Source organism: Myxococcus sp. RHSTA-1-4 (assembly GCF_020037125.1).
Taxonomy (GTDB): domain Bacteria; phylum Myxococcota; class Myxococcia; order Myxococcales; family Myxococcaceae; genus Myxococcus.
This window is the reverse complement of the sequence record NZ_JAIQDG010000065.1, coordinates 1-17770: the sequence shown is the minus strand read 5'-3', so window position 1 is coordinate 17770 and position 17770 is coordinate 1. Positions and strand designations below refer to the sequence as shown.

Genomic DNA, 17770 nt, shown 5'->3' with positions numbered 1-17770 from the left:
ACGCGCCGCACTCACGTGTGCGCGTCGCTCCAGCCCCCCGGCTCCGTCAGCGGGTGTGTCAGCGTGGGAATCTCTCCATGCAGCGCCCTGCCCGCCTCCACCCGCCTGCCGGCGCTCCGCCCCTCCAGCAGCACCTCGCCCCGCGACACGTGGCGCACCCGGGACAGCGGCACCTCCGTCCAGTGCAGGCTGAAGGGCCAGCGCCGCACGTACAGGTGCTCCTGCCCGATGAGGGCCACGTGCCCCAGCTTCTTCCCGCCCTCGTCCCGCACCCGCATGCCTTGGATGATGGAGCGCCGCTCGTAGGGCGACGCCGACTCCGGCCACGCCATGGGTGTCACCTCCTGGACTCTCAAGCTGAGGCCCCACCCCCTCGTCCGCGAGCACGAAGCCAGCGCACGGCCCCCTGCCCGCCCGGCTACTTGCACCCACACGATTCAAGGGCTTGCGGGGATTTCTGAGCTTTTGACGCCCCCCCGCTGGTTCACCAGCAGACAATCATGAGCCCCATGGGTCACCCCCTCCCCCCACCAGGAGGGCTCATGTGCGCATCCCCCCTGCGCCCGTGGCGCCGTGCCCTCGCGGTCCTCACCCTGTCCGCCGGCTGCTACGGCCAGGCCTCGCTCGACCTGCAAGGCGGCGTACCGGACTACAGCGACCCGAACCCGAATCCACCGCCGGTGCAGCAGGACGGCTCGCCGGACCCGGCGTATGACGCGGACACCGGCCTGCTGATTCCGGGCAGGACGAAGAGCACCAGCAGCTTCATCACCGACTCGGGCCACGTGTACTCGACGGCGCTGTACCTGTCCGGACTGAACCCGGCCGCGCTCAAGGCCTCGGGCAAGGGCCGCAACGACAGGCCGCCGCTGACGTTCATCAAGAAGCCCTGAGCGGAGGGAGCCGGACCTCTGTGCGCCTCACGCAGAGGCGCTCCGGCGTCCGCGCCCTGTTTCTGGACCGCCAGGATTCGCCACCCTCGGACATCCACGGCATAGGTCGCGCCCGCATCCAGAATCATCCCCTCCTGCTCACACGCCCCTGGGCTCAGCGTGAACCGGACGAACAACACCCCTTCTGGACCCGGGATGGTCGTCACGTCGAAGGAGTCGCGCCGGTACATGCACACCTCATCCGGCGTGGCGCCGCGATGGGGCTTGATGTCCCTCGGACGGAAATCGTCCATCGCCAGCTCGATGGCGGCGGCGATGGGGCCCGGGACTCTCATCAGCCCCTGCTTCTGATCCTCGGACAGGGCGAACGGAAACGAGACCCGGGCCGCCTCCTCGGGAGGTGCCCGGACGGGGCGGTAGGGGCGGAAGAACAACGAGCAGCCCGAGAGGAAGCCACACGCCAGCAGGACAAGGCACTTCATGGGCGCTCCCTGCGTCATCACCAGGCTCACTCTCCCTCCACGGCCGTCACGATTCCGAAGGGCTTGTCCTCCGGCAGGATGCGGCCAATCAACCTCCAGCGCCGCGCCTCTCTTACATACACCTCTCCTGGGCGGCTCTCCCCGATGTACGGGATGAGCTTCATGACACGGCATGCTGAGTCGAAATGCCGGGCGAAGCCACCGGCCAGGGAGGCTCAACGCTCCGAGGTAGCGGCCCCGAAGCGTTGAGCACGCGCCCGAAGCGGGCTACCTCCCCGTGGCCTTCGACACCGCGTCCACGACTTCCTTCTCCGTGGGGAACGCCAGCGTCTGCTTCTTGATGACCACCTTGCCGTCAACGGAGACCTCGTAGCTCCCCGACGGTCCCGTCTTCAGCTCCGCCTCCAGGTCCAGTTCGTCCTTCAGCGCGGCCGCCGCACGGGCGGCCCGAGGCTGGTAGCCTCAGGAATTGCAGTACGTAATCGTCACCTTGGGGTCGGCCATGATTGGCCTCCTTCCGTGTGCGCGGGACGCACGCCGTGTGCGCCCGTCTTCTTGAGTTAGTGCACCGCCCGGTGCCATGCCAGCCCGCCCACCCCTGCCCCACCGAGCAGCCCTGCGCGCGCCCGGTCAGGGTCCTTCCTATCCAGAGAGAACCGGACTCTTGGAAACAGACCGCGGCCCCATTCCCCAGTTCCAGCGGCGCGGTTAGGTTCCGCCGCGTCATGACGGACTTCCGCCGCCGCGTTGCCGCCGCCTACGACGCAGAGACGTTCCGCCACGAGGGCCACCGGCTGGTGGACATGCTGGCCGAGTACCTGACCCAGGCGGAGCGTGGCGAGGGGCCGGTGCTCCCCTGGGCCGCGCCCGCGGTGAACGTGGACCGCTTCGCCGCGGCCTTCCCCGAGGAGCCCACGGGCGACTTCGCGGACCTCGTCGCCCGGGTGCTGTCCGGCTCCAACCACCTGCACCACCCGCGCTATGCCGGCCACCAGGTGACGGCGCCCGTGCCACTCGCAGCCCTGTGCGACGCCGTCTCCTCGCTGCTCAACAACGGCATGGCCGTGTACGAGATGGGCCCCGTCTCCACCGCCATGGAGCGCAACGTGCTGCGGTGGATGGCCGGACGCCTGGGCCTGCCGGAGACCACCGACGGCGTGCTCACCTCCGGAGGCTCCGCCGGCAACCTCACCGCGCTGCTCGCCGCACGCCAGGCGAAGGCCGGGTACGACGCATGGAACGGAGGCGCCCACGCGGGCCCGCCCCTCACCGTGCTGGTGCCGAAGTCGGCGCACTACTCCATCTCCCGCGCCACCCGCATCATGGGCTGGGGCGAGGGCGGCGTGACGCCCGTCGCGGTGGATGACTGCTTCCGCTTGCGGCCGGAGGCGCTGGACACCGCGATGAAGACGGCCACGCTCGCCGGGCGCAAGGTGATTGCCGTGGTGGCCAGCGCCGGCTCCACCGCCACCGGCGCCTTCGACCCGCTGGAGCCCGTGGCCGACTTCTGCGAGCGCCATGGCCTCTGGTTCCACGTGGATGGCGCGCACGGCGCCGCCGCCACCCTCAGCCCCACGTACCGCCACCTGGTGCGAGGCATCGACCGGGCGGACTCGGTGGTGTGGGACGCGCACAAGGGGCTGCTGATGCCGGCGCTGGTGACAGCCGTCCTCTTCCGCGACGGCTCACGCTCCTTCGAGGCCTTCGCCCAGGAGGCCAGCTACCTCTTCCACGGCGAGGCCGAGCAACCGTGGAGCGACGTGGCCCTGCGCACCCTGGAGTGCACCAAGGAGATGATGGCGCTCAAGGTGTACACGTGCCTCTCGGTGCTGGGCACGCGCCTGTTCTCGGAGGCGGTGACGGAGTCGTACGAGCAGGCCCGCCGCTTCGCCAGGCGCCTGTCCGCCGCCGGCGACTTCGAGGTGGCGGTGCCACCCGACTGCAACATCCTCTGCTTCCGCCACACCCCCGCGCACGTGCCGCCAGCGGAGTGGGATGCCCTCCAGGCGCGCCTGCGTGAGCGGTTGGTGACGCGCGGGGACTTCTACCTCGTGCAGACGAAGCTGCCGAAGGGCGTGTACCTGCGCGTCACCCTCATCAACCCGCTCACCACCGACGCGGACCTGGACGCGATGATGGAGGCGCTCCGGACGGCGGCACGGCGGTGAGCACCGCCTCCCGGGAGGACCTCCCTGTGTGACTCAGCAGCCCCAGGTGCAGGAAGTGCCGCCGTTGGCCTGGTTGCAGCGGTCCGGAGTCTGCGGGAGGCCGTCACAGAAGCTCTGCGGCGTTCCAGGCTGCGCCACGCAGCACGAGCACGTCCACGTGCAGGACGTGCCCCCGTTGGCGCCGTTGCAGCGGCCCGGAGTCTGAGGAAGGCCGTCACAGAAGGACTGCTGCGTCCCCGGCAGGGCGATGCAGCACTCCGAGGCAAGGTCGCTCTCCCCGGACGCCAGCTCCGAGGGAGCAGCGGCACCTTCATCGACCACGCCGCAGCCACCAAGCACGGTGACGGCGAGCACGAGGACACCCCGGAACAACACACTCTTCAGCGGCTGGTTCATGGGCAGCACCTTTCCGTTTTTACATATTTAACATACAAATCGAGGATAATGCCACGGCTCGACATCAGCGAACGCGGAACGGACGCTGCCATGCGTCTCCGCGCCTGCATCGCGCTCATGCTCCTTCTCTCGGCCTGCGCCACGACGGGGCCGGGCCCGAGGGAGCCCGTGACCCGCAACCCGAGGCTCGAGAACCTCCAGAGAGCGGCGGCGTTGCCCTGGAGGGACCAGGGACGGTGTGTCGTCCAGGAGGCTTCGCATCCCTGGCCCGTGGTGGTTGAACGATGCTTTCACACGCTCGACACCCGGAAGGTTCGCTTCCACGACCCCGAGCGCCGCTGCACGGTGGCTTCCGCGGGCGCCGTGGCGGTGCCCGCGATGGTCGGCATCTGCCTCCTGTCGCAGCCGTACATCGTGGTGGGTGCGGTGGTCATCATCGGCGCCGTGGTGGTGGCGGTCGCCATCAAGGAGGAACTGGATGCGTATGAACTGAGGCGACACCATCCCGAGGAAGCGGGCCCCGTGACTGAAGCGGAGCCTGCCCCGCCCGTGCCCTTGGCGGAACGAAGGCCCAAGCCAGAGGGGTCCCCATCAGGGCAGGACTGGTTTCCTCCGGTTCCACCCGAGTCCCTCGAGAAAGAGCGCCGTCCTGAGTGCACCCCTCGGCCCGTGCCACACCTCGGCGGCGATGCCCTGCACAATCAATGTGCCGACACGGTTCCCCAGAACGACTTCCCCGGTACACGGATCTGCTCGTCAACGGGAAGCGCTTCGACGCACTTCAGCTTCGCGCGCGTGTGCTGTGGGAGGTCAAGACCGATAACTTCGACACGTACCCTCCCGACCTGCGAGACATCGTCATCAAGAAGCAGGTGAAGGAGTTACAGCGCGAGCGTGCTCTTGCCGCGGCCTGTGGATTCCGCTTTCAGGTAGGCGTGCGAAGCGCCGCGCATAAAGCCGCGCTGGAGCGAGAGGATCGCAGGCTCGACGTCGCCGTCATGGACTGGTGCTGAAAATGCCGACTCCGCAAGATGACATAGGACTCATCGTCTACGCGCCGGAGCTCGTGGGCAACGATGGCCGCTCATTGGCGGTTGTTCATGGAATGGAGCGTGCGTTCCCCGGTCTGCGGCTGGGGTGGACGACTTCCGAAGAGGGGCAGCGCACCCTCCTGGCGAATCGCGATGCATGGCTCGCCCAACAGACGTTCGACGGGGAGTTTCCGCTCCTCCACAACGGGAACATGAGTGACTACGTTTCGGTGAGCGGGTGGGCAGGCTCGGCGACCAGTTCCTCGGGTGGGCAGGCCCAACTCGAGGTGCATGCCAGGCTGTCCCTGACCGCTGACGCCATCGCGGCGGCAGCAGATGTGCTGGAGGCAATCGCGGAGGCCGCGCACGCGTTCTGGGGGCACGCGACACCATTCAACGCGAGCGTGGAGATCTCACGGCAGACAGTCGATCCTCTGCAGAAGCCGGGGGTCCCGCCACGAGGCCTGCCGGCGCTGAAGTTCCCAGAGCACATCCGCTCGCCAGAGATTCCGCAGTACCTGGGGTGGTTGAACTACTGGTCGGCCGCCTCCTCACGGGCCCTCAGGTTCCCGGACCCGTCCCGCGACGCGGACCTGCTCTCACGGGCGCGGCATACCGCGTCGGACGGGTGGATTGTCCGGCTCACGGATGCGCCGCTCGACCTCGACAACCCCGCGCACCTGGACGCGCTCCTGCGGGCCTACGAGCGCTTCCCGGAGATAGGCGGGCGCTCATCCACTTGAGCCCCGCGCTCCGAGTGGTGGCCCCGCAGTGCGCTCACGGCACCAGCAGCGCCCCGTCCAGCAAGGTGGCCTCACCCTCCGAGGCCCCCATACCACCCCAGAGGAACATCGCCTGTCCCGTCCACACCGCCGTGTGCCCCGCCCGCGCCGCGGGAGCGCCCCGGGCGCTCAGCGCCGTCCACTGGTTACGCGCCGGGTCATACGCCGCGCCGTCCGCGCAAGCACCCGACGTCCCATTCGCACACGCGCTCGAGGCGCCTCCCCACACGAGCACCTCCTGCCCCGTCCACACCATCGAGTGCCCGGTGCGCGGCGTCGGCGCCCCCGCCTTCGGCAGCGGCGTCCAGGTCTCCCGCTTCGAGTCATACCGAGCCCCGTCCTCGCAGTAACGCGGCGCTCCCGGCCCGTCGCTCCCGCAACCCAGGCCGCCCCAAACCACCAGCTCCGTCCCCGTCCACACCGCCGTATGCGCCCAGCGCGCCCGCGGCGCCCCCTCGGCCCGGAGAGGCCGCCACGTATCCGTCTCCGGCGAATACGCCGCGCCATCTCCCAGGGCCGTGTCCACCTGCGCCCCACCCGTGCCCCCCCAGACGAGCAGCTCCTCTCCCGTCCACACCGCCGAGTGGTAACGACGCGCCGAGGGAGCCCCCACCGCGGACATCCCCGTCCACACGCCTGTCTCCACGTCGTACCGCGCGCCGTCTCCCAGGACGCGCGGCTGCTGGGGCTCCTCTCCGCCCCACACCAGCATCCACCGCCCCGTCCACGCCGCCACGTGCCAGCCCCGGGCGGACGGCGCGCCCTCACGCGGCAGGGCCTTCCACGTGTCCGAGTCCGGCGCATAGGCCGCCCCGTCCGCGCACGGCAGGTTCGGCCGCTCGCCACAGCCCACGCCGCCCCAGACGAGCAGCTCGCGCCCCGTCCACACCCCCGTGTGCAGGTATCTCGCGGCCGGCGCACCGGCCCCGGACATCGCCGTCCACCGGCGAGCCTCCAGGTCGAACCGCGCGCCATCTCCGCAGGCGCCGTTGAGCGTGCAGTCTCCCAGCCCGCCCCAGACCAGCACTTCCCGGCCGCTGAAGGCCGCGGCCTGCTGGAGGCCCGCGCTCGGAGCAGCGCCCCCGGACAGGAGCTCCCAGGTGCCCCGCTCCCGCGTCCCGCCCGGCGCCTGGCCCGAGCAGCAGGCCAGCACGCCCACGAGCAGGGCCGATGACAGGCACGTCCGGAACGGCATCGCCACTTCACGCTCCAGACGTGCCATCACCGTCTCCGTGTCCTACTACCAGGGCCTCGGGCTGCCGCAGCTATACCCCGGGCCGTTGATGAACCGCGACACCGCGCGGCGGTTGGCATCCGCCGCCGCCGACTGACGCACGCTGTTGGGAATCCACCACTGGGGCTGGTCCGCCACGTCGCAGAGGAACTCCACCTGCACCTGATTGGGCGAGTGGAAGCGGTTGGCCGTGCCATCGTTCTCCCACATCGCGCCAAAGGCATACTCGCCGATGCCGTGGAAGTAGAAGTAGTCACAGCCGTTGATGGTGCAGGCGCCCTGCGGGCCGGGCCGGTGGCCGCCGACGCTGCCGTTGTTGAAGTTGTACTTGTCGAAGTACGCGTGCCACCCCTCGTGCATGTAGTCACCCGCGCGAGAGCCCGGGTTGGAGTTGGTGGCCGCCGGGTTGTAGAGCGGGCACGCCGTCTGGACGCGGTCCGTGTCCCACGGCCAGAACCGCGGGGTGAAGGTCCCGAAGACATCCGTCCGGTCGGTGATGCTGTGATACAGGCTGTCGTGGTAGCGGCTGCTCGCGGCCTCCGCCGTGGCCCGGTAGTCCACCGTGCCGTGGAACGACTGCCACCAGTCATCCTCCAGGCCGTAGTTCACCAGGTAGGACGCGTTCCAGTGCTTGGGGAACTCGAGCGACACGTTGCAGGCGTCATTCCAGCCACGCCCGCTCCAGTCACCCGAGCGAAGGCCGTAGGCGCGGTACTGCCAGAGGAAGTAGTCCTGCCAGCAGCCGTGGGTGTTCCAGAGGTCCCGGTCCGCCTGGCTCGCGCCCGTCTGGACACAGACGGCGCCGGCCTCGGCCCCGAGGCCGAGGACGAGGAGGGACGACATCAGGGTAATGCCTTGCTTGAGATTCATGGGCGTACTCACTCCGCTTCAGCGCGCAAAGGTCAGAACTCGGGCGGGTTCTCGTCGAAGATGTAGGGCTTCTCCTCGGGCGGCCGGGGCTCCTTGGGCTCGGGCTTCGGCGCCTTCAGCTCGGGGTGGGCCTCCAGGTAGAGCGCCAGCTTCTTGTTGAACGTCTCCGCGCCTTCGCCCGCGACGCGCCGGACGCGGTCCAGGAACAGACGCTCCTCCGGGCGCACGTAGGACGACAGCAGCTTGCGCGCCTCCAGCGAGTCGCCCTGGTTCCACAGGTAGGCGCTGATGGCCTCCGCGCGGACGATGACGGACGGGTGTTTGCCGGCCTGGTACAGCACCTCGCGGTCGAAGTCCGCGCTGCGCATGTACGCCAGCCCCGCCACGGCCTTCGCCTGGAGCATCGCCTGCAGGGCCTCTTCCTGGAGCTCGCCCTCGATGTAGGTGCCCTCCCTGGGCAGCGGCATCCGGACGAACTCGACGAGGAACTTCGCCCCGTCATAGGTGCGCATCTCCCCGAGCAGTCCCAGCGCCACCAGCCCCCGGCTGGTGTCCCCGTTGCGCTGCGCCTCGAGGGCCTCCTCCGTCAGCGCCTTGACGATTTCAGGGTTCTTCGCCGCCTCCCGCAGCACCTTGCGTCCCGCCTCCTGCTCCAGCGAGACGGACTCTCCCGCCCAGGTGACGAACGCCTTCGCGTTCTTCCGCGCCTCGTCCCCCTGCCCCGTCAGCGGAGGAGGCCGGTACAACGGCCGCTCGGCGATGACCTTGCTCGGAGGAATGCTCGAGCCCTCGATAGAGCCGGGCTCTTCCCCGGCGGCCAGCGCCACGGACACCGGCGCAATCCCCAGGACGACGACGGCCGCCCCCGCGCGCGTGATGACTCGCCACTTGCTGCTCTGCATGGACCTGTCTCCTCTCGGAAGCCCCCAGGGCACCTCGACCATCGAGTCCCCATTCCGAAGCTCGCCGGCGTCGCGGCGACCGCCCCGGTCCCCCTGCCCGATTACAAGTGCCGTACCACTCCGCGGGAGGAGCCCCGCGCGGGACGCGGCCACACGGCGTCCACGCGCTCGCTTCACTGGAGGAAAATGCCCCGGAGCGCATCCGCGCGAGCGCGGCGGAAGCCCTCGCGCGACACACCACGCGCCGCGCGGGTGTTGCCTCGGAAGCAACGACTCCCCCGGTCTTGTTGCCCGGCGGGCACGCGTTCAGCGGCCCTGCAGGCTTCGAGAAGTCCCAAGACGGCAGCTCGACGGTGAACTCGCTGCCCTTCCCCGGCTCGGACTGCAGCGACACCTTCCCGCCGAGCACGCCCAGCAGCTCCCGCACCAGCGTCAGCCCCAGGCCCACGCCCGGCTTGGACTTGTGCTCCAGCGGCTCCAGGTGCCAGGTGGGACACCCACGCCGCCAGCCCCTCCGCCGAGGCGGCCCGGCATTTCACGTAAAACCGGGCGAACCGTGCCACCACCATAGTCAGGGAGCCGGGGTGGGATGGCCGGTGTGGGTGGAAGAGGCGCTGGGTGCTGGACAGTCGCCCCGGGCGGGGAAATGGGATAGAGGCGCGAGCCGCCATGCTCGTGTCACTCGTCATCCCCGTCTACAACGAGATTCCCACCCTCGCGGAGCTGCTGCGCCGCTGCATCGCCGTCGACTTCCCGAAGGAGCTGGTGCTGATTGACGACTGCTCCAAGGACGGGAGCCGGGAGTTCCTGCGCCAGCTCGCGGAGCAGGGGGTGGGGCTGCTGGGCGGCACGCCTCGCAACCGCAACGAAATCCGGGTGCTGTTCCAGGAGCACAACCAGGGCAAGGGCGCGGCGCTGCGGCGGGGCTTCTCCGAGTCCACGGGGGACATCATCATCGTCCAGGACGCGGACCTGGAGTACGACCCGCGCGACATCCCCCGGGTCATCCAGCCCATCCTCGACGGAGAGGCGGACGTCGTCTTCGGCAGCCGCTTCACGGGGACGCCCCGGCGCGTGCTGTACTTCTGGCACACGGTGATGAACAAGACGCTCACCACGCTCTCCAACATGACGAGCGGGCTGAACCTCACGGACATGGAGACCTGCTACAAGGCCTTCCGCGCCGAGGTGCTCCGCTCCATGGACGTGGAGGAGGAGCGGTTCGGCTTCGAGCCGGAAATCACCGCCAAGGTGGCCCGCGGCAACTGGCGCGTGTTCGAGGTGCCCATCAGCTACCACGGGCGCACCTATGAAGAGGGCAAGAAGATTGGCTGGAAGGACGGCGTGCGCGCCCTCTACGTCATCTTCAAGTATGCGGTGAAGCGGTAGGCCCGCCTCCCCGCTCCAAGAGGCCCCTGGCCGCCGTCACCGCCTCGTGCGTGCCCGTCAGCGCCAGCACGTCCCCGGAGCGCAGCACCTCCTGGGCCGTGGGCACGGACACGCTCTCCTCTCCGCGCTGAATGGCCAGCACCGTCGCGCCCGTCAGCCCGCGGAGGTTCAACTGCGCCAGCGTCTGGCCCACCGCGGGGCTCGAGTCCTCCAGCCGCACCGGCACCGGCTCGCCCAGGCCTGGGAGCAGCTTCTGCACATCCTCCAGCGCGTGCTCCTCCGCCCCCGGCTCCCTCGAGTGTGACTGCGAGGCCAGCGCCGCCACGATGACCTGCGCCCCCGCGCGCACGTGCCCGTGCAGGTTCGTGGCCCCGCGCCAGAAGGCGATTCCGAGCGTCACCAGGAGCACCAGGATGATGAGCGGCCCCGCCGGCCCCCGGAGGAACGGCTGGGTAATCGCCACGACGGGAATGCCCACCAGCAGCACCGTCACCACCTGCAGCGTGACGGTCAGCAGCCGCCGGGGCGCCGCCGCCAGGTCCACCTTCCCGTCCGTGCGCGGCGGGAGCGCCGCCTCCGCCAGCACCGCTCCCAGCCGCCGCGCCAGGGTGACGACGCCCACCAGGAACGGCACCGAGAGGACGGCGAAGCCCGCGAGGATGAGGTGCTCCGCCAGTCCCTGGCCCAGCCCCGTCCGCGCGTCGATGAACCGCGCCACGGCCCGGGTCTCCAGCGACGTTCCAATCGCCAGCCCGGTGAGCAGCGCCGCGTCCAGCAGCAACAGCCGCACGAGCCGCCGCACCTCCGCGCCGCGCGTCTGGCTTCGGGGCGCCTCGCGCAGCCGCTCCAGCCAGGTGCCGTACAGCGTGGCGAACGTCTGCAGCGGCTTGGGCAGCTTCCGGTCCACGTACGCCGCCACCGGCCCGGACGCCTTGATGAGCATGGGCGTGGTGAGCGTCGAAATCGCGGAGACCGCCACGGCCACCGGGTAGAGGAAGTTCCCCGTCGCCTTCAGGGACAGCCCCAGGCCGGCGATGATGAAGGAGAACTCGCCAATCTGCGCCAGGCTCATCCCCGCCTGCACGGAGGTGCGCGTGCCGTTGCCCGTGAGGAACGCGCCCAGGGTGACGCCCAGAATCTTCCCGAGGAGCACCACGAGCGTGAGCACCGCGATGGCCGCCCAGTGCTCCGCGATGAGCGCCGGGTTGATGAGCATGCCCACCGACACGAAGAAGATGGCGGCGAACATGTCGCGCACCGGCTGCACCAGGTGCTCCACCACCTTCTCCTCGCCGGACTCCGCCACCAGCGAGCCCGCCAGGAAGGCCCCCAGCGCCACCGAGTAGCCGAACGCCTGCGCCAGCAGCGCCACCGCGAAGCAGATGCCCATGCTCGCCACCAGCGTCGTCTCCGGGCGGTTCAGCCGGACGACGGCGCGCATGGCCCGGGGAATGGTGAAGAGCCCCACCACCACCAGCCCCACCAGGAACGCCACCAGCCGGCCCGTCGTCAGCGACAGCTCCCCCAGGGACAGGCCCGCGCCCGAGGAGACGGCCGTCAGCGTCGCCATCAGCACCACGGCGATGAGGTCCTCGACGATGAGCACGCCCACCACCAGCTCGCGCAGCTTGCCCCGGATGCCCTGCTCGTCGAACGCCTTGGCGATGATGGTGGTGCTGGAGATGGCGATGATGGCTCCGGTGAAGATGCTCTCCAGCGAGGTCCACCCGAACGCCCGGCCCACCACGAAGCCCAGCCACACCATGATGGTGCACTGGATGACCGCGGTGACGCCGGCGGTGAAGCCCACCGAGAACAGCTTGCGCAGGCTGAACTCCAGCCCGAGCGAGAACATGAGCAGGATGACGCCCAGCTCCGACAGCGTGGTGACGACCTCCGGGTCGGCCACGAGGGGAATGGGCAGGTAGGGGCCCACGACGAGCCCGGCCAGGATGTAGCCGAGGACGACGGGCTGGCGCAGCCGCTGGAAGAGGACGGTCGTCACCGCGGCCACGCAGAGGACGATGGCGATGGCCTGGAGGACCTCGTGTGCTCCGTGCATCAAGACACCTCGGCGCCACCACCGGGGCGGCGCTCACGACAAAGGAGTGGAAGGCCCCGGGCCGCGCGCGAGGCCCCTGGAGACAGACTCGCGGGAACACCCGGGGAGAGACCATGGGTTCCCGGTCGGTACCGTCATGGAACGGTCCACCCCGGACACCCGGAAGGCGGAGGGCCCGTCCGGGCCGCCACGTGGACGGCCCCGCGAGAGCACTCGGAAGAAAGGAAGGAGGAAGGCACCACCCGCGACGGGGCGGCGCTCACGTCACCCGCGCGCGGGAGGTCCGCGCAGGGGCCGGGTGACGATGGGGGGCTGGTCCGCGAGGCCGCTCCGCGCGGACACCGGTGACACCGGATGGCGCACCCGGCGCTCGAGGGCCGTGGCCGAAGCCTCCCACCGCGCGCGGCTCCAGCGATGCACCGCGAAGCCGTCCGGCGAGAAGCCCCCACGCCCCCGCGCCGCGCACCAACCGGAACGCGCGGAGAGGAGGGACGGCGCGTGCCCGAGCGCCGCCCAGGTGTCGAAGCCCACGCCATGGAACCGCGCACAGGAAGGCTGGCGCATGGGGCGGCCGGTGAGGACCCGGGGCCCGGAGTCTCCGGGCCCCGCCTCCACACCTTGGACGGGCCACCCCGCCAGGAAGAACGACGGCTCCGGCTCCGCGAGGCGCCCACCCCAGAGGGCCAGCCCGAGTGCCAGGACGGCCCCCACCACGACGGGGAGCCACGACCCGGGCCCGCCGCGTCCGGGGCCGGGCATTCGCGATGTCGGGCCGAGGGAGCGCATCTCCATGTCCTGTATTACGCGCCCCTTCACCCTGTAAAGCACCTCCACCCCTACTGTAGGCCCATGTCTTCCTGCCCCCTGGGGCAGGGGCTTCTGTCCGCTGGTGGACACCCGGGGGCGGGCCATCCGGGGGCAGGCGGCCGGAAGCCCCCGTCAAGCCACTGCCCCCACCCCGGAGGGGTTCCTAGGTTCCTGGGGTGCTTTCACGATTCTTGCTCTACGGGTGTACCGGGTGGGTGTTGGAGGTGCTGTTCACGGGCGCCGGCTCGGCCCTGAGGCGGGACAGGAGCGCCACCGCGCGCACCTACCTGTGGATGCACCCCATCTACGGGGGCACGGCGCTGGCGCTGGAGGAGGTCTCCGACAGGCTCAAGCCCCTGCCCCGGCCGCTGCGGGCGCTGGCCTACACCGCCCTCATCTTCGCGGCGGAGTACGGCACGGGCTGGGTGCTGAAGCGGCTGCTCGGCCGCTGCCCGTGGGACTATTCGCCCCACCGTTGGAGCGTCCACGGATTCATCCGCCTGGACTACGCGCCCGCCTGGTACCTCACCGCGCTGCTGTTCGAGCCCGTCCGCGACGGCCTGCTCCACATCACCAGCGAGGCCCTCACCCATACGCCGGAGTACCGGCGGGCCGAGGAAGCCGGGGTGCTGCCGGAGGGGGCGCTCCCCGAGGGTGAAGCGGAGGAGGCGGGGGTGGTGGCCCGGCGCTTCGAGGTGGCCCAGGCCGAGGCCGCCACCCTGCACTGAGGGCCAGGGGCGGAGCACGTCCTCTGGCCGACTGCCCTCCAGGCGGATGTGGAAGCAGCTTCCGGCTTTTCTTCCTCCGTGCTGCGTCGCGTAGTACCTTCCGCGCGTCTTCCCCCTTGCTCTGGGGAAATTCCGCCGACTCCCCGAAAGTTTCCGCCCCCGTATGTTTGACTGGCTTCACACCCTCTTTTCGCGTGACCTGGCCATCGACCTCGGCACGGCGAACACGCTCATCTACATCCGCGGCCAGGGCATCGTGTCCAACGAGCCCTCCGTGGTGGCCGTGCAACAGGACGCGCGCGGGGGCAAGAAGGTCCTCGCGGTGGGCAAGGAGGCCAAGGAGATGCTCGGGCGTACCCCGGGCAACATCGTGGCCATCCGCCCGATGAAGGACGGCGTCATCGCGGACTTCGAAATCACCGCGGCGATGCTGCGCTACTTCATCCAGAGCGCCCACAACCGCAAGACGCTCGTCAACCCGCGCATCATCATCGGCATCCCCTCCGGCATCACCGAGGTGGAGCGCCGCGCGGTGCGCGAGGCGGCGGCCAACGCGGGCGCCCGCGAGGTCTACCTCATCGAGCAGCCCATGGCCGCGGCCATTGGCGCGGGCCTGCCGGTGACGGAGCCCAGCGGCAACATGATTGTGGACATCGGCGGTGGCACGTCCGACGTCGCGGTCATCAGCCTGGCCGGCATCGTGTTCGCCAAGAGCGTCCGCATCGGCGGCGACAAGCTGGACGAGGCCATCATCCAGTACGTCAAGCGCAAGTACAACCTGCTCATCGGCGAGCGCACCGCGGAGCTCATCAAGATGGGCATCGGCACCGCGTACCCGACGGACGAGGTCATGACCATGGAAATCAAGGGTCGCGACCTGGTGGCCGGCGTGCCGCGCACGCTGACGGTGTCCAGCGACGAGGTGCGCGACGCGCTCGCGGAGCCCGTCAACGGCATCGTCGAGGCGGTGAAGCTGACGCTGGAGCGCACCCCGCCGGAGCTCGCCGGCGACATCGCCGACCGCGGCATCGTGCTCGCCGGTGGTGGCGCGCTGCTGAAGAACCTGGACACGCTGCTGCGCGAGGAGACGGGCCTGCCCGTGTTCCTCGCGGAGGACCCGCTGTCCGCGGTGGTGATTGGCGCGGGCAAGGCGCTGGAGTCGCTCGACATCCTCCGCCAGGTCTGCCAGCCGGGCTGAGCCCTCCTCCGGGCCTTCCCGTCCCACGGCGCCGTGCTCCCTGTGTGGAGCCGGCGCCGTTCGCTTTTCCGCGTCCGGACGGTGGGCGTTTGACAGCCGCGCGGGCGCTGGACTGTGTTGGGCCGTATGAGCCCATCCTCCCTTCGCCACAGGCTGTCAGGACTCGCCGCCGCCACGCTCCTGGTGGCCACGCCCGCCTTCGCCGACTGGTCGGCGGATGCCACCACGAAAATCACGCCCGCGTCCGGACAGAAGGCGCCCCCGGAGGTGACGGGGAAGGTCTACGGACGCAAGGGACTGCTGCGCATGGACACGCATACGACCGGCCAGCCCGGGGCGGTGCAGATGTCCATCATCTTCGACTTCGAGAAGCGCACCGGTACCACGCTGATGCACGCGCAGAAGATTGCGTCGGAGCGGAACCTGGATGACCTGCCCGTGAAGCTTCCCGGCTCGTGCACGGGGAAGATGCAGGACTTCGACGCCTGCTTCCTGGAGCAGGGCTACAAGAAGACGGGCACGGAGAAGGTCAACGGCCATCCCACCACCGTGTACGAGGGCACGCCCCCGGGCATGGACGGCAAGCCGATGCGCCAGAAGGTGTGGCGGCCCACGGACCTGAGCGACGTGCCCTACGTGCGCGCGCAGACGTTCGGCGCCGGTGGGCAGGTGACGGAAATCAACCTCAACAACGTGCAGCAGGGGCCACAGCCGGACTCGCGCTTCACCGTGCCCGCGGACTACCGGAAGATGGCGGCGCCCCCTGCCGGCGCCGTGCCCGGCGGCTTCACCGCCGAGGACTTCCAGGGCAAGTCACCCGAGCAGATTCAGGAGATGATCCGCCAGCGCATGGGCCAGGGCGCGCCGAAGGGTGGCGGGAAGAAGCCCTGAGGCACGCGCGGGTCAGGGCCGGGCCAGTACGCCGCTCAGGCTCGAACCACCGAGACGCGGCGGCCCGAAGGGGCCAGGGCAAGCACGGCCCGGGTGCGCTCGGCGATGGGAGGCTGCCCGGTGCGCCTGTCGAAAATGACCAGCCAGCCCGTGTCCAGCCCCAGTCCCGCCAGGTAGCCGTCGAGCTGCGCCAACCCCTCGTCCAATGGGTCCTTCTCTCCATCGCGCCACACCTTCAGCTCCATGGCGAGGGTGTCCGGTCCGTGGCGCAGACAGAGGTCCATGCGGCCCGTGCCAATGGCGTACTCGCGCTCCAGCGTGCCGCCGCCATTGGCCACCCGGAACGCCTCCATCAGGCGCTCCATGTCCAGGCGTCCATCCGCGCCAAGCCAGGGTGTGGACGTCTGAGGAGGCAGCGAGGCCACCGTCGTGTTCGCCAGCACGCGGGGGATGACTTCCCGGTAGAGCGGATTGGCGACCTCCAGTCCCCCACTCTTCGCCGCGCGAACCAGGCCCAGGTCCTGGACGAAGCGCAGGTCGTCCTCGGGAACCTCGCCCAGCGAGAGCCCCGCGAGCATGGGCTCGAGGATGCGGCGCACGCGATACTCGCGCAGGCGCTCGGCGGGACTGTCCAGGTGCGTGTCCTGACGCTTGAGGAGAATCTCCTTGGCCGCGTCCACGTGGCCGGCGGTGAGGGGCCGGGCGCGGTCGGGTACCAACTGCTCCACCATCTGCCGCGCCAGCGCATTGACGAGCCAGGGATGTCCCTGGCTCCAGTAGAAGGCGCGGTCCACCGCCTCGGGCAGGAAGTGCTGGCCCGTGTCATCCGTGTGCTGCTGGTAGAGTTCGGCAACCTCGTCGCGGGTGAAGTTGCGCAGGGTGAGTGATTCGACCTTGATGTTGAAGGGACTGGCGGTCCCCAGGCGTGCCTCCTCGCCGGAGGTCACCTTGTAGTCACGCACGTCGCGCAGCCCGATGAGCGCCAGCGACGCAGGGAAGTTGGATGGGCGGTTGCGGTAACCGCTGCGGAGCTGGCGCAACACCGAGACCAGCACCTCCTCCCGGAGTGCGTCGACTTCATCGAGAAAAACGACCAGGGGCCTGGGAGAAGCCTGAGCCCATGCGGCCAGCGCGGAACCGATGCGACGCCCTGGCGGCGCCTCGGGAAAAGAAGGGGGACGCAGCCCCTACCTCCATGGAGACGAGGGCGGCCACGAAGTGGCCTTCGGAGGTCAACTCCCGAGCGAGCGACAGCAGCGCGGTCGTCTTTCCCACCTGCCTGGGGGCGTGGACGACGAAATAGCCCTGCTGGTCGATGAGACGCCGCACCTCCGGCAGGCGCCGCAGGGCCGGGAGCATGTAATGGTGGTCCGGCCGGCACGGACCCGCCGTGTTGAACCAACGAGGCATGGACAGAAGGTACTACCACGGCGTGCCAAAGCGCAGCCCCCATGCGTCACAGGCAAAGTCCGCAGTCGAGCAGGCAGTCCCGATAGTCGAGCCCCACGCCACAAGACTCGGTGTACTGGCACTGGCCGTCCCCGCAGAGGAAGACGTCCTCCGCCCGGAGCCTCGTGGTGATGGCGCGGTAGCGGGTGCCCTTGACGGTGCACTGTGTGCGGTACGGCCGCAGGAGTGACAGGTCGCAGTAGGCGTCGCAGCTCTCGAGCGGAATGATGGGCGGACAGTTCTCCTCGACCTTCTGGAGCGGCCCCGGAGAGAGCGCGCAGCCACGCGGGGAGCTCTGACGCCCGCGCAGCAGGCCCTGGTCGCTGGCCACGTAGACGCCCTCGCCGGTGAAGAGGTTTCCGAAGAAGCAGGCCTCCCGGGCCGAGTAGCTCGCGAGCTCCGACTGGCTATCACTACTGCGTCAGGGCCCCGAGGGGTGAACGGGGAGACCGAGCAGGCTGCGTGAGGTGCGTCGGTGGTTGGGGCGG

General features: G+C 69.8%; 20 protein-coding genes and 1 pseudogene. 9 read left to right on the top strand and 12 right to left on the bottom strand.

Going from position 1 to position 17770, the window contains the following annotated elements:
* Positions 1–11 precede the first annotated feature (11 nt).
* Complete coding sequence (locus tag K8638_RS43105) at positions 12–332, bottom strand: hypothetical protein (protein ID WP_223760610.1); 321 nt, start codon at positions 330–332, stop codon at positions 12–14.
* Between the two features lie 210 nt (positions 333–542).
* Between K8638_RS43105 and K8638_RS43100 the strand changes: the two genes are divergently transcribed.
* On the top strand, positions 543–893 hold the full coding sequence (locus tag K8638_RS43100) for a hypothetical protein (RefSeq protein WP_223760626.1): 351 nt from the start codon (positions 543–545) through the stop codon (positions 891–893).
* Between the two features lie 508 nt (positions 894–1401).
* Here K8638_RS43100 and K8638_RS43090 read toward each other — a convergent pair.
* A complete protein-coding gene (locus tag K8638_RS43090; RefSeq protein ID WP_223760609.1) occupies positions 1402–1539 on the bottom strand; it encodes a hypothetical protein in 138 nt (45 codons plus the stop codon).
* Between the two features lie 103 nt (positions 1540–1642).
* Positions 1643–1879 carry a SelT/SelW/SelH family protein gene (locus tag K8638_RS44430; protein WP_225938079.1) on the bottom strand — a complete coding sequence of 79 codons (237 nt, stop codon included), beginning with the start codon at positions 1877–1879 and terminating at the stop codon, positions 1643–1645.
* A gap of 221 nt (positions 1880–2100) precedes the next feature.
* On the opposite strand from K8638_RS44430, the gene K8638_RS43085 reads away from it, so the two are divergent.
* Positions 2101–3543, top strand: coding sequence for an aminotransferase class I/II-fold pyridoxal phosphate-dependent enzyme (locus tag K8638_RS43085; protein ID WP_223760608.1), 1443 nt, complete (start codon positions 2101–2103; stop codon positions 3541–3543).
* Positions 3544–3576: 33 nt separating this feature from the next.
* On the opposite strand, the gene K8638_RS43080 is transcribed toward K8638_RS43085, so the two are convergent.
* Complete coding sequence (locus tag K8638_RS43080; protein ID WP_223760607.1) at positions 3577–3939, bottom strand: hypothetical protein; 363 nt, start codon at positions 3937–3939, stop codon at positions 3577–3579.
* Between the two features lie 378 nt (positions 3940–4317).
* Here K8638_RS43080 and K8638_RS45500 point away from each other — a divergent pair, with 378 nt between their 5' ends.
* The 3 genes from K8638_RS45500 to K8638_RS43070 are packed head-to-tail and all read left to right on the top strand — an operon-like array spanning position 4318 to position 5713.
* Entirely contained in the window at positions 4318–4815 is a 498-nt protein-coding gene (locus K8638_RS45500) for a DUF6310 domain-containing protein (RefSeq protein WP_370644253.1), read from the top strand.
* Positions 4737–4952, top strand: a complete 216-nt coding sequence (locus K8638_RS45495) for a DUF6310 domain-containing protein (protein WP_370644252.1) — start codon at positions 4737–4739, stop codon at positions 4950–4952. Before K8638_RS45500 ends, K8638_RS45495 begins: the two co-directional genes overlap by 79 nt.
* A gap of 2 nt (positions 4953–4954) precedes the next feature.
* A complete protein-coding gene (locus K8638_RS43070; RefSeq protein WP_223760622.1) occupies positions 4955–5713 on the top strand; it encodes a DUF5953 family protein in 759 nt (252 codons plus the stop codon).
* A 34-nt stretch (positions 5714–5747) separates the two neighbouring features.
* Here K8638_RS43070 and K8638_RS43065 read toward each other — a convergent pair whose 3' ends face one another.
* The 4 genes and pseudogenes from K8638_RS43065 to K8638_RS45490 form a co-directional block, all read right to left on the bottom strand.
* Complete coding sequence (locus tag K8638_RS43065; protein ID WP_223760606.1) at positions 5748–6974, bottom strand: hypothetical protein; 1227 nt, start codon at positions 6972–6974, stop codon at positions 5748–5750.
* An 18-nt stretch (positions 6975–6992) separates the two neighbouring features.
* Positions 6993–7856, bottom strand: coding sequence for a hypothetical protein (locus K8638_RS43060; protein WP_223760605.1), 864 nt, complete (start codon positions 7854–7856; stop codon positions 6993–6995).
* Positions 7857–7888: 32 nt separating this feature from the next.
* A complete protein-coding gene (locus K8638_RS43055) occupies positions 7889–8758 on the bottom strand; it encodes a hypothetical protein (protein ID WP_223760604.1) in 870 nt (289 codons plus the stop codon).
* 349 nt (positions 8759–9107) lie between these two features.
* A pseudogene (locus K8638_RS45490) lies at positions 9108–9230 on the bottom strand (ATP-binding protein); the annotation flags it as partial.
* Between the two features lie 197 nt (positions 9231–9427).
* Between K8638_RS45490 and K8638_RS43050 the strand changes: the two are divergent.
* Positions 9428–10147, top strand: a complete 720-nt coding sequence (locus K8638_RS43050; protein WP_223760603.1) for a glycosyltransferase family 2 protein — start codon at positions 9428–9430, stop codon at positions 10145–10147.
* On the opposite strand, the gene K8638_RS43045 is transcribed toward K8638_RS43050, so the two are convergent.
* On the bottom strand, positions 10125–12209 hold the full coding sequence (locus K8638_RS43045) for a cation:proton antiporter (protein WP_223760602.1): 2085 nt from the start codon (positions 12207–12209) through the stop codon (positions 10125–10127). The genes K8638_RS43050 and K8638_RS43045 overlap by 23 nt on opposite strands.
* 264 nt (positions 12210–12473) lie before the next feature.
* Positions 12474–12923, bottom strand: coding sequence for a hypothetical protein (locus tag K8638_RS43040; protein ID WP_223760601.1), 450 nt, complete (start codon positions 12921–12923; stop codon positions 12474–12476).
* Positions 12924–13192: 269 nt separating this feature from the next.
* On the opposite strand from K8638_RS43040, the gene K8638_RS43035 reads away from it, so the two are divergent.
* The 3 genes from K8638_RS43035 (at position 13193) to K8638_RS43025 (ending at position 15833) form a co-directional block, all read left to right on the top strand.
* Positions 13193–13744, top strand: coding sequence for a putative ABC transporter permease (locus K8638_RS43035; protein WP_223760600.1), 552 nt, complete (start codon positions 13193–13195; stop codon positions 13742–13744).
* A gap of 163 nt (positions 13745–13907) precedes the next feature.
* Positions 13908–14942, top strand: coding sequence for a rod shape-determining protein (locus K8638_RS43030; RefSeq protein WP_011556714.1), 1035 nt, complete (start codon positions 13908–13910; stop codon positions 14940–14942).
* A 126-nt stretch (positions 14943–15068) separates the two neighbouring features.
* A complete protein-coding gene (locus tag K8638_RS43025) occupies positions 15069–15833 on the top strand; it encodes a DUF4412 domain-containing protein (RefSeq protein ID WP_223760599.1) in 765 nt (254 codons plus the stop codon).
* Positions 15834–15868: 35 nt separating this feature from the next.
* On the opposite strand, the gene K8638_RS43020 is transcribed toward K8638_RS43025, so the two are convergent.
* Both K8638_RS43020 and K8638_RS43015 read right to left on the bottom strand, forming a co-directional pair.
* On the bottom strand, positions 15869–16876 hold the full coding sequence (locus K8638_RS43020) for a hypothetical protein (RefSeq protein ID WP_305071232.1): 1008 nt from the start codon (positions 16874–16876) through the stop codon (positions 15869–15871).
* A 413-nt stretch (positions 16877–17289) separates the two neighbouring features.
* Entirely contained in the window at positions 17290–17613 is a 324-nt protein-coding gene (locus K8638_RS43015; protein WP_223760598.1) for a hypothetical protein, read from the bottom strand.
* Between the last annotated feature and the right edge of the window lie 157 nt (positions 17614–17770).

Excerpts from the sequence above, each read along its gene's own strand:
- K8638_RS43105 (WP_223760610.1), bottom strand. The coding sequence starts at position 332 with ATGGCGTGGCCGGAGTCGGCGTCGCCCTACGAGCGGCGCTCCATCATC.
- K8638_RS43100 (WP_223760626.1), top strand. The coding sequence starts at position 543 with ATGTGCGCATCCCCCCTGCGCCCGTGGCGCCGTGCCCTCGCGGTCCTC.
- K8638_RS43090 (WP_223760609.1), bottom strand. The coding sequence starts at position 1,539 with ATGAAGCTCATCCCGTACATCGGGGAGAGCCGCCCAGGAGAGGTGTAT.
- K8638_RS43085 (WP_223760608.1), top strand. The coding sequence starts at position 2,101 with ATGACGGACTTCCGCCGCCGCGTTGCCGCCGCCTACGACGCAGAGACG.
- K8638_RS43080 (WP_223760607.1), bottom strand. The coding sequence starts at position 3,939 with ATGAACCAGCCGCTGAAGAGTGTGTTGTTCCGGGGTGTCCTCGTGCTC.
- K8638_RS45500 (WP_370644253.1), top strand. The coding sequence starts at position 4,318 with ATGGTCGGCATCTGCCTCCTGTCGCAGCCGTACATCGTGGTGGGTGCG.
- K8638_RS43070 (WP_223760622.1), top strand. The coding sequence starts at position 4,955 with ATGCCGACTCCGCAAGATGACATAGGACTCATCGTCTACGCGCCGGAG.
- K8638_RS43065 (WP_223760606.1), bottom strand. The coding sequence starts at position 6,974 with ATGGCACGTCTGGAGCGTGAAGTGGCGATGCCGTTCCGGACGTGCCTG.
- K8638_RS43060 (WP_223760605.1), bottom strand. The coding sequence starts at position 7,856 with ATGAATCTCAAGCAAGGCATTACCCTGATGTCGTCCCTCCTCGTCCTC.
- K8638_RS43055 (WP_223760604.1), bottom strand. The coding sequence starts at position 8,758 with ATGCAGAGCAGCAAGTGGCGAGTCATCACGCGCGCGGGGGCGGCCGTC.
- K8638_RS43050 (WP_223760603.1), top strand. The coding sequence starts at position 9,428 with ATGCTCGTGTCACTCGTCATCCCCGTCTACAACGAGATTCCCACCCTC.
- K8638_RS43045 (WP_223760602.1), bottom strand. The coding sequence starts at position 12,209 with ATGCACGGAGCACACGAGGTCCTCCAGGCCATCGCCATCGTCCTCTGC.
- K8638_RS43030 (WP_011556714.1), top strand. The coding sequence starts at position 13,908 with ATGTTTGACTGGCTTCACACCCTCTTTTCGCGTGACCTGGCCATCGAC.
- K8638_RS43025 (WP_223760599.1), top strand. The coding sequence starts at position 15,069 with ATGAGCCCATCCTCCCTTCGCCACAGGCTGTCAGGACTCGCCGCCGCC.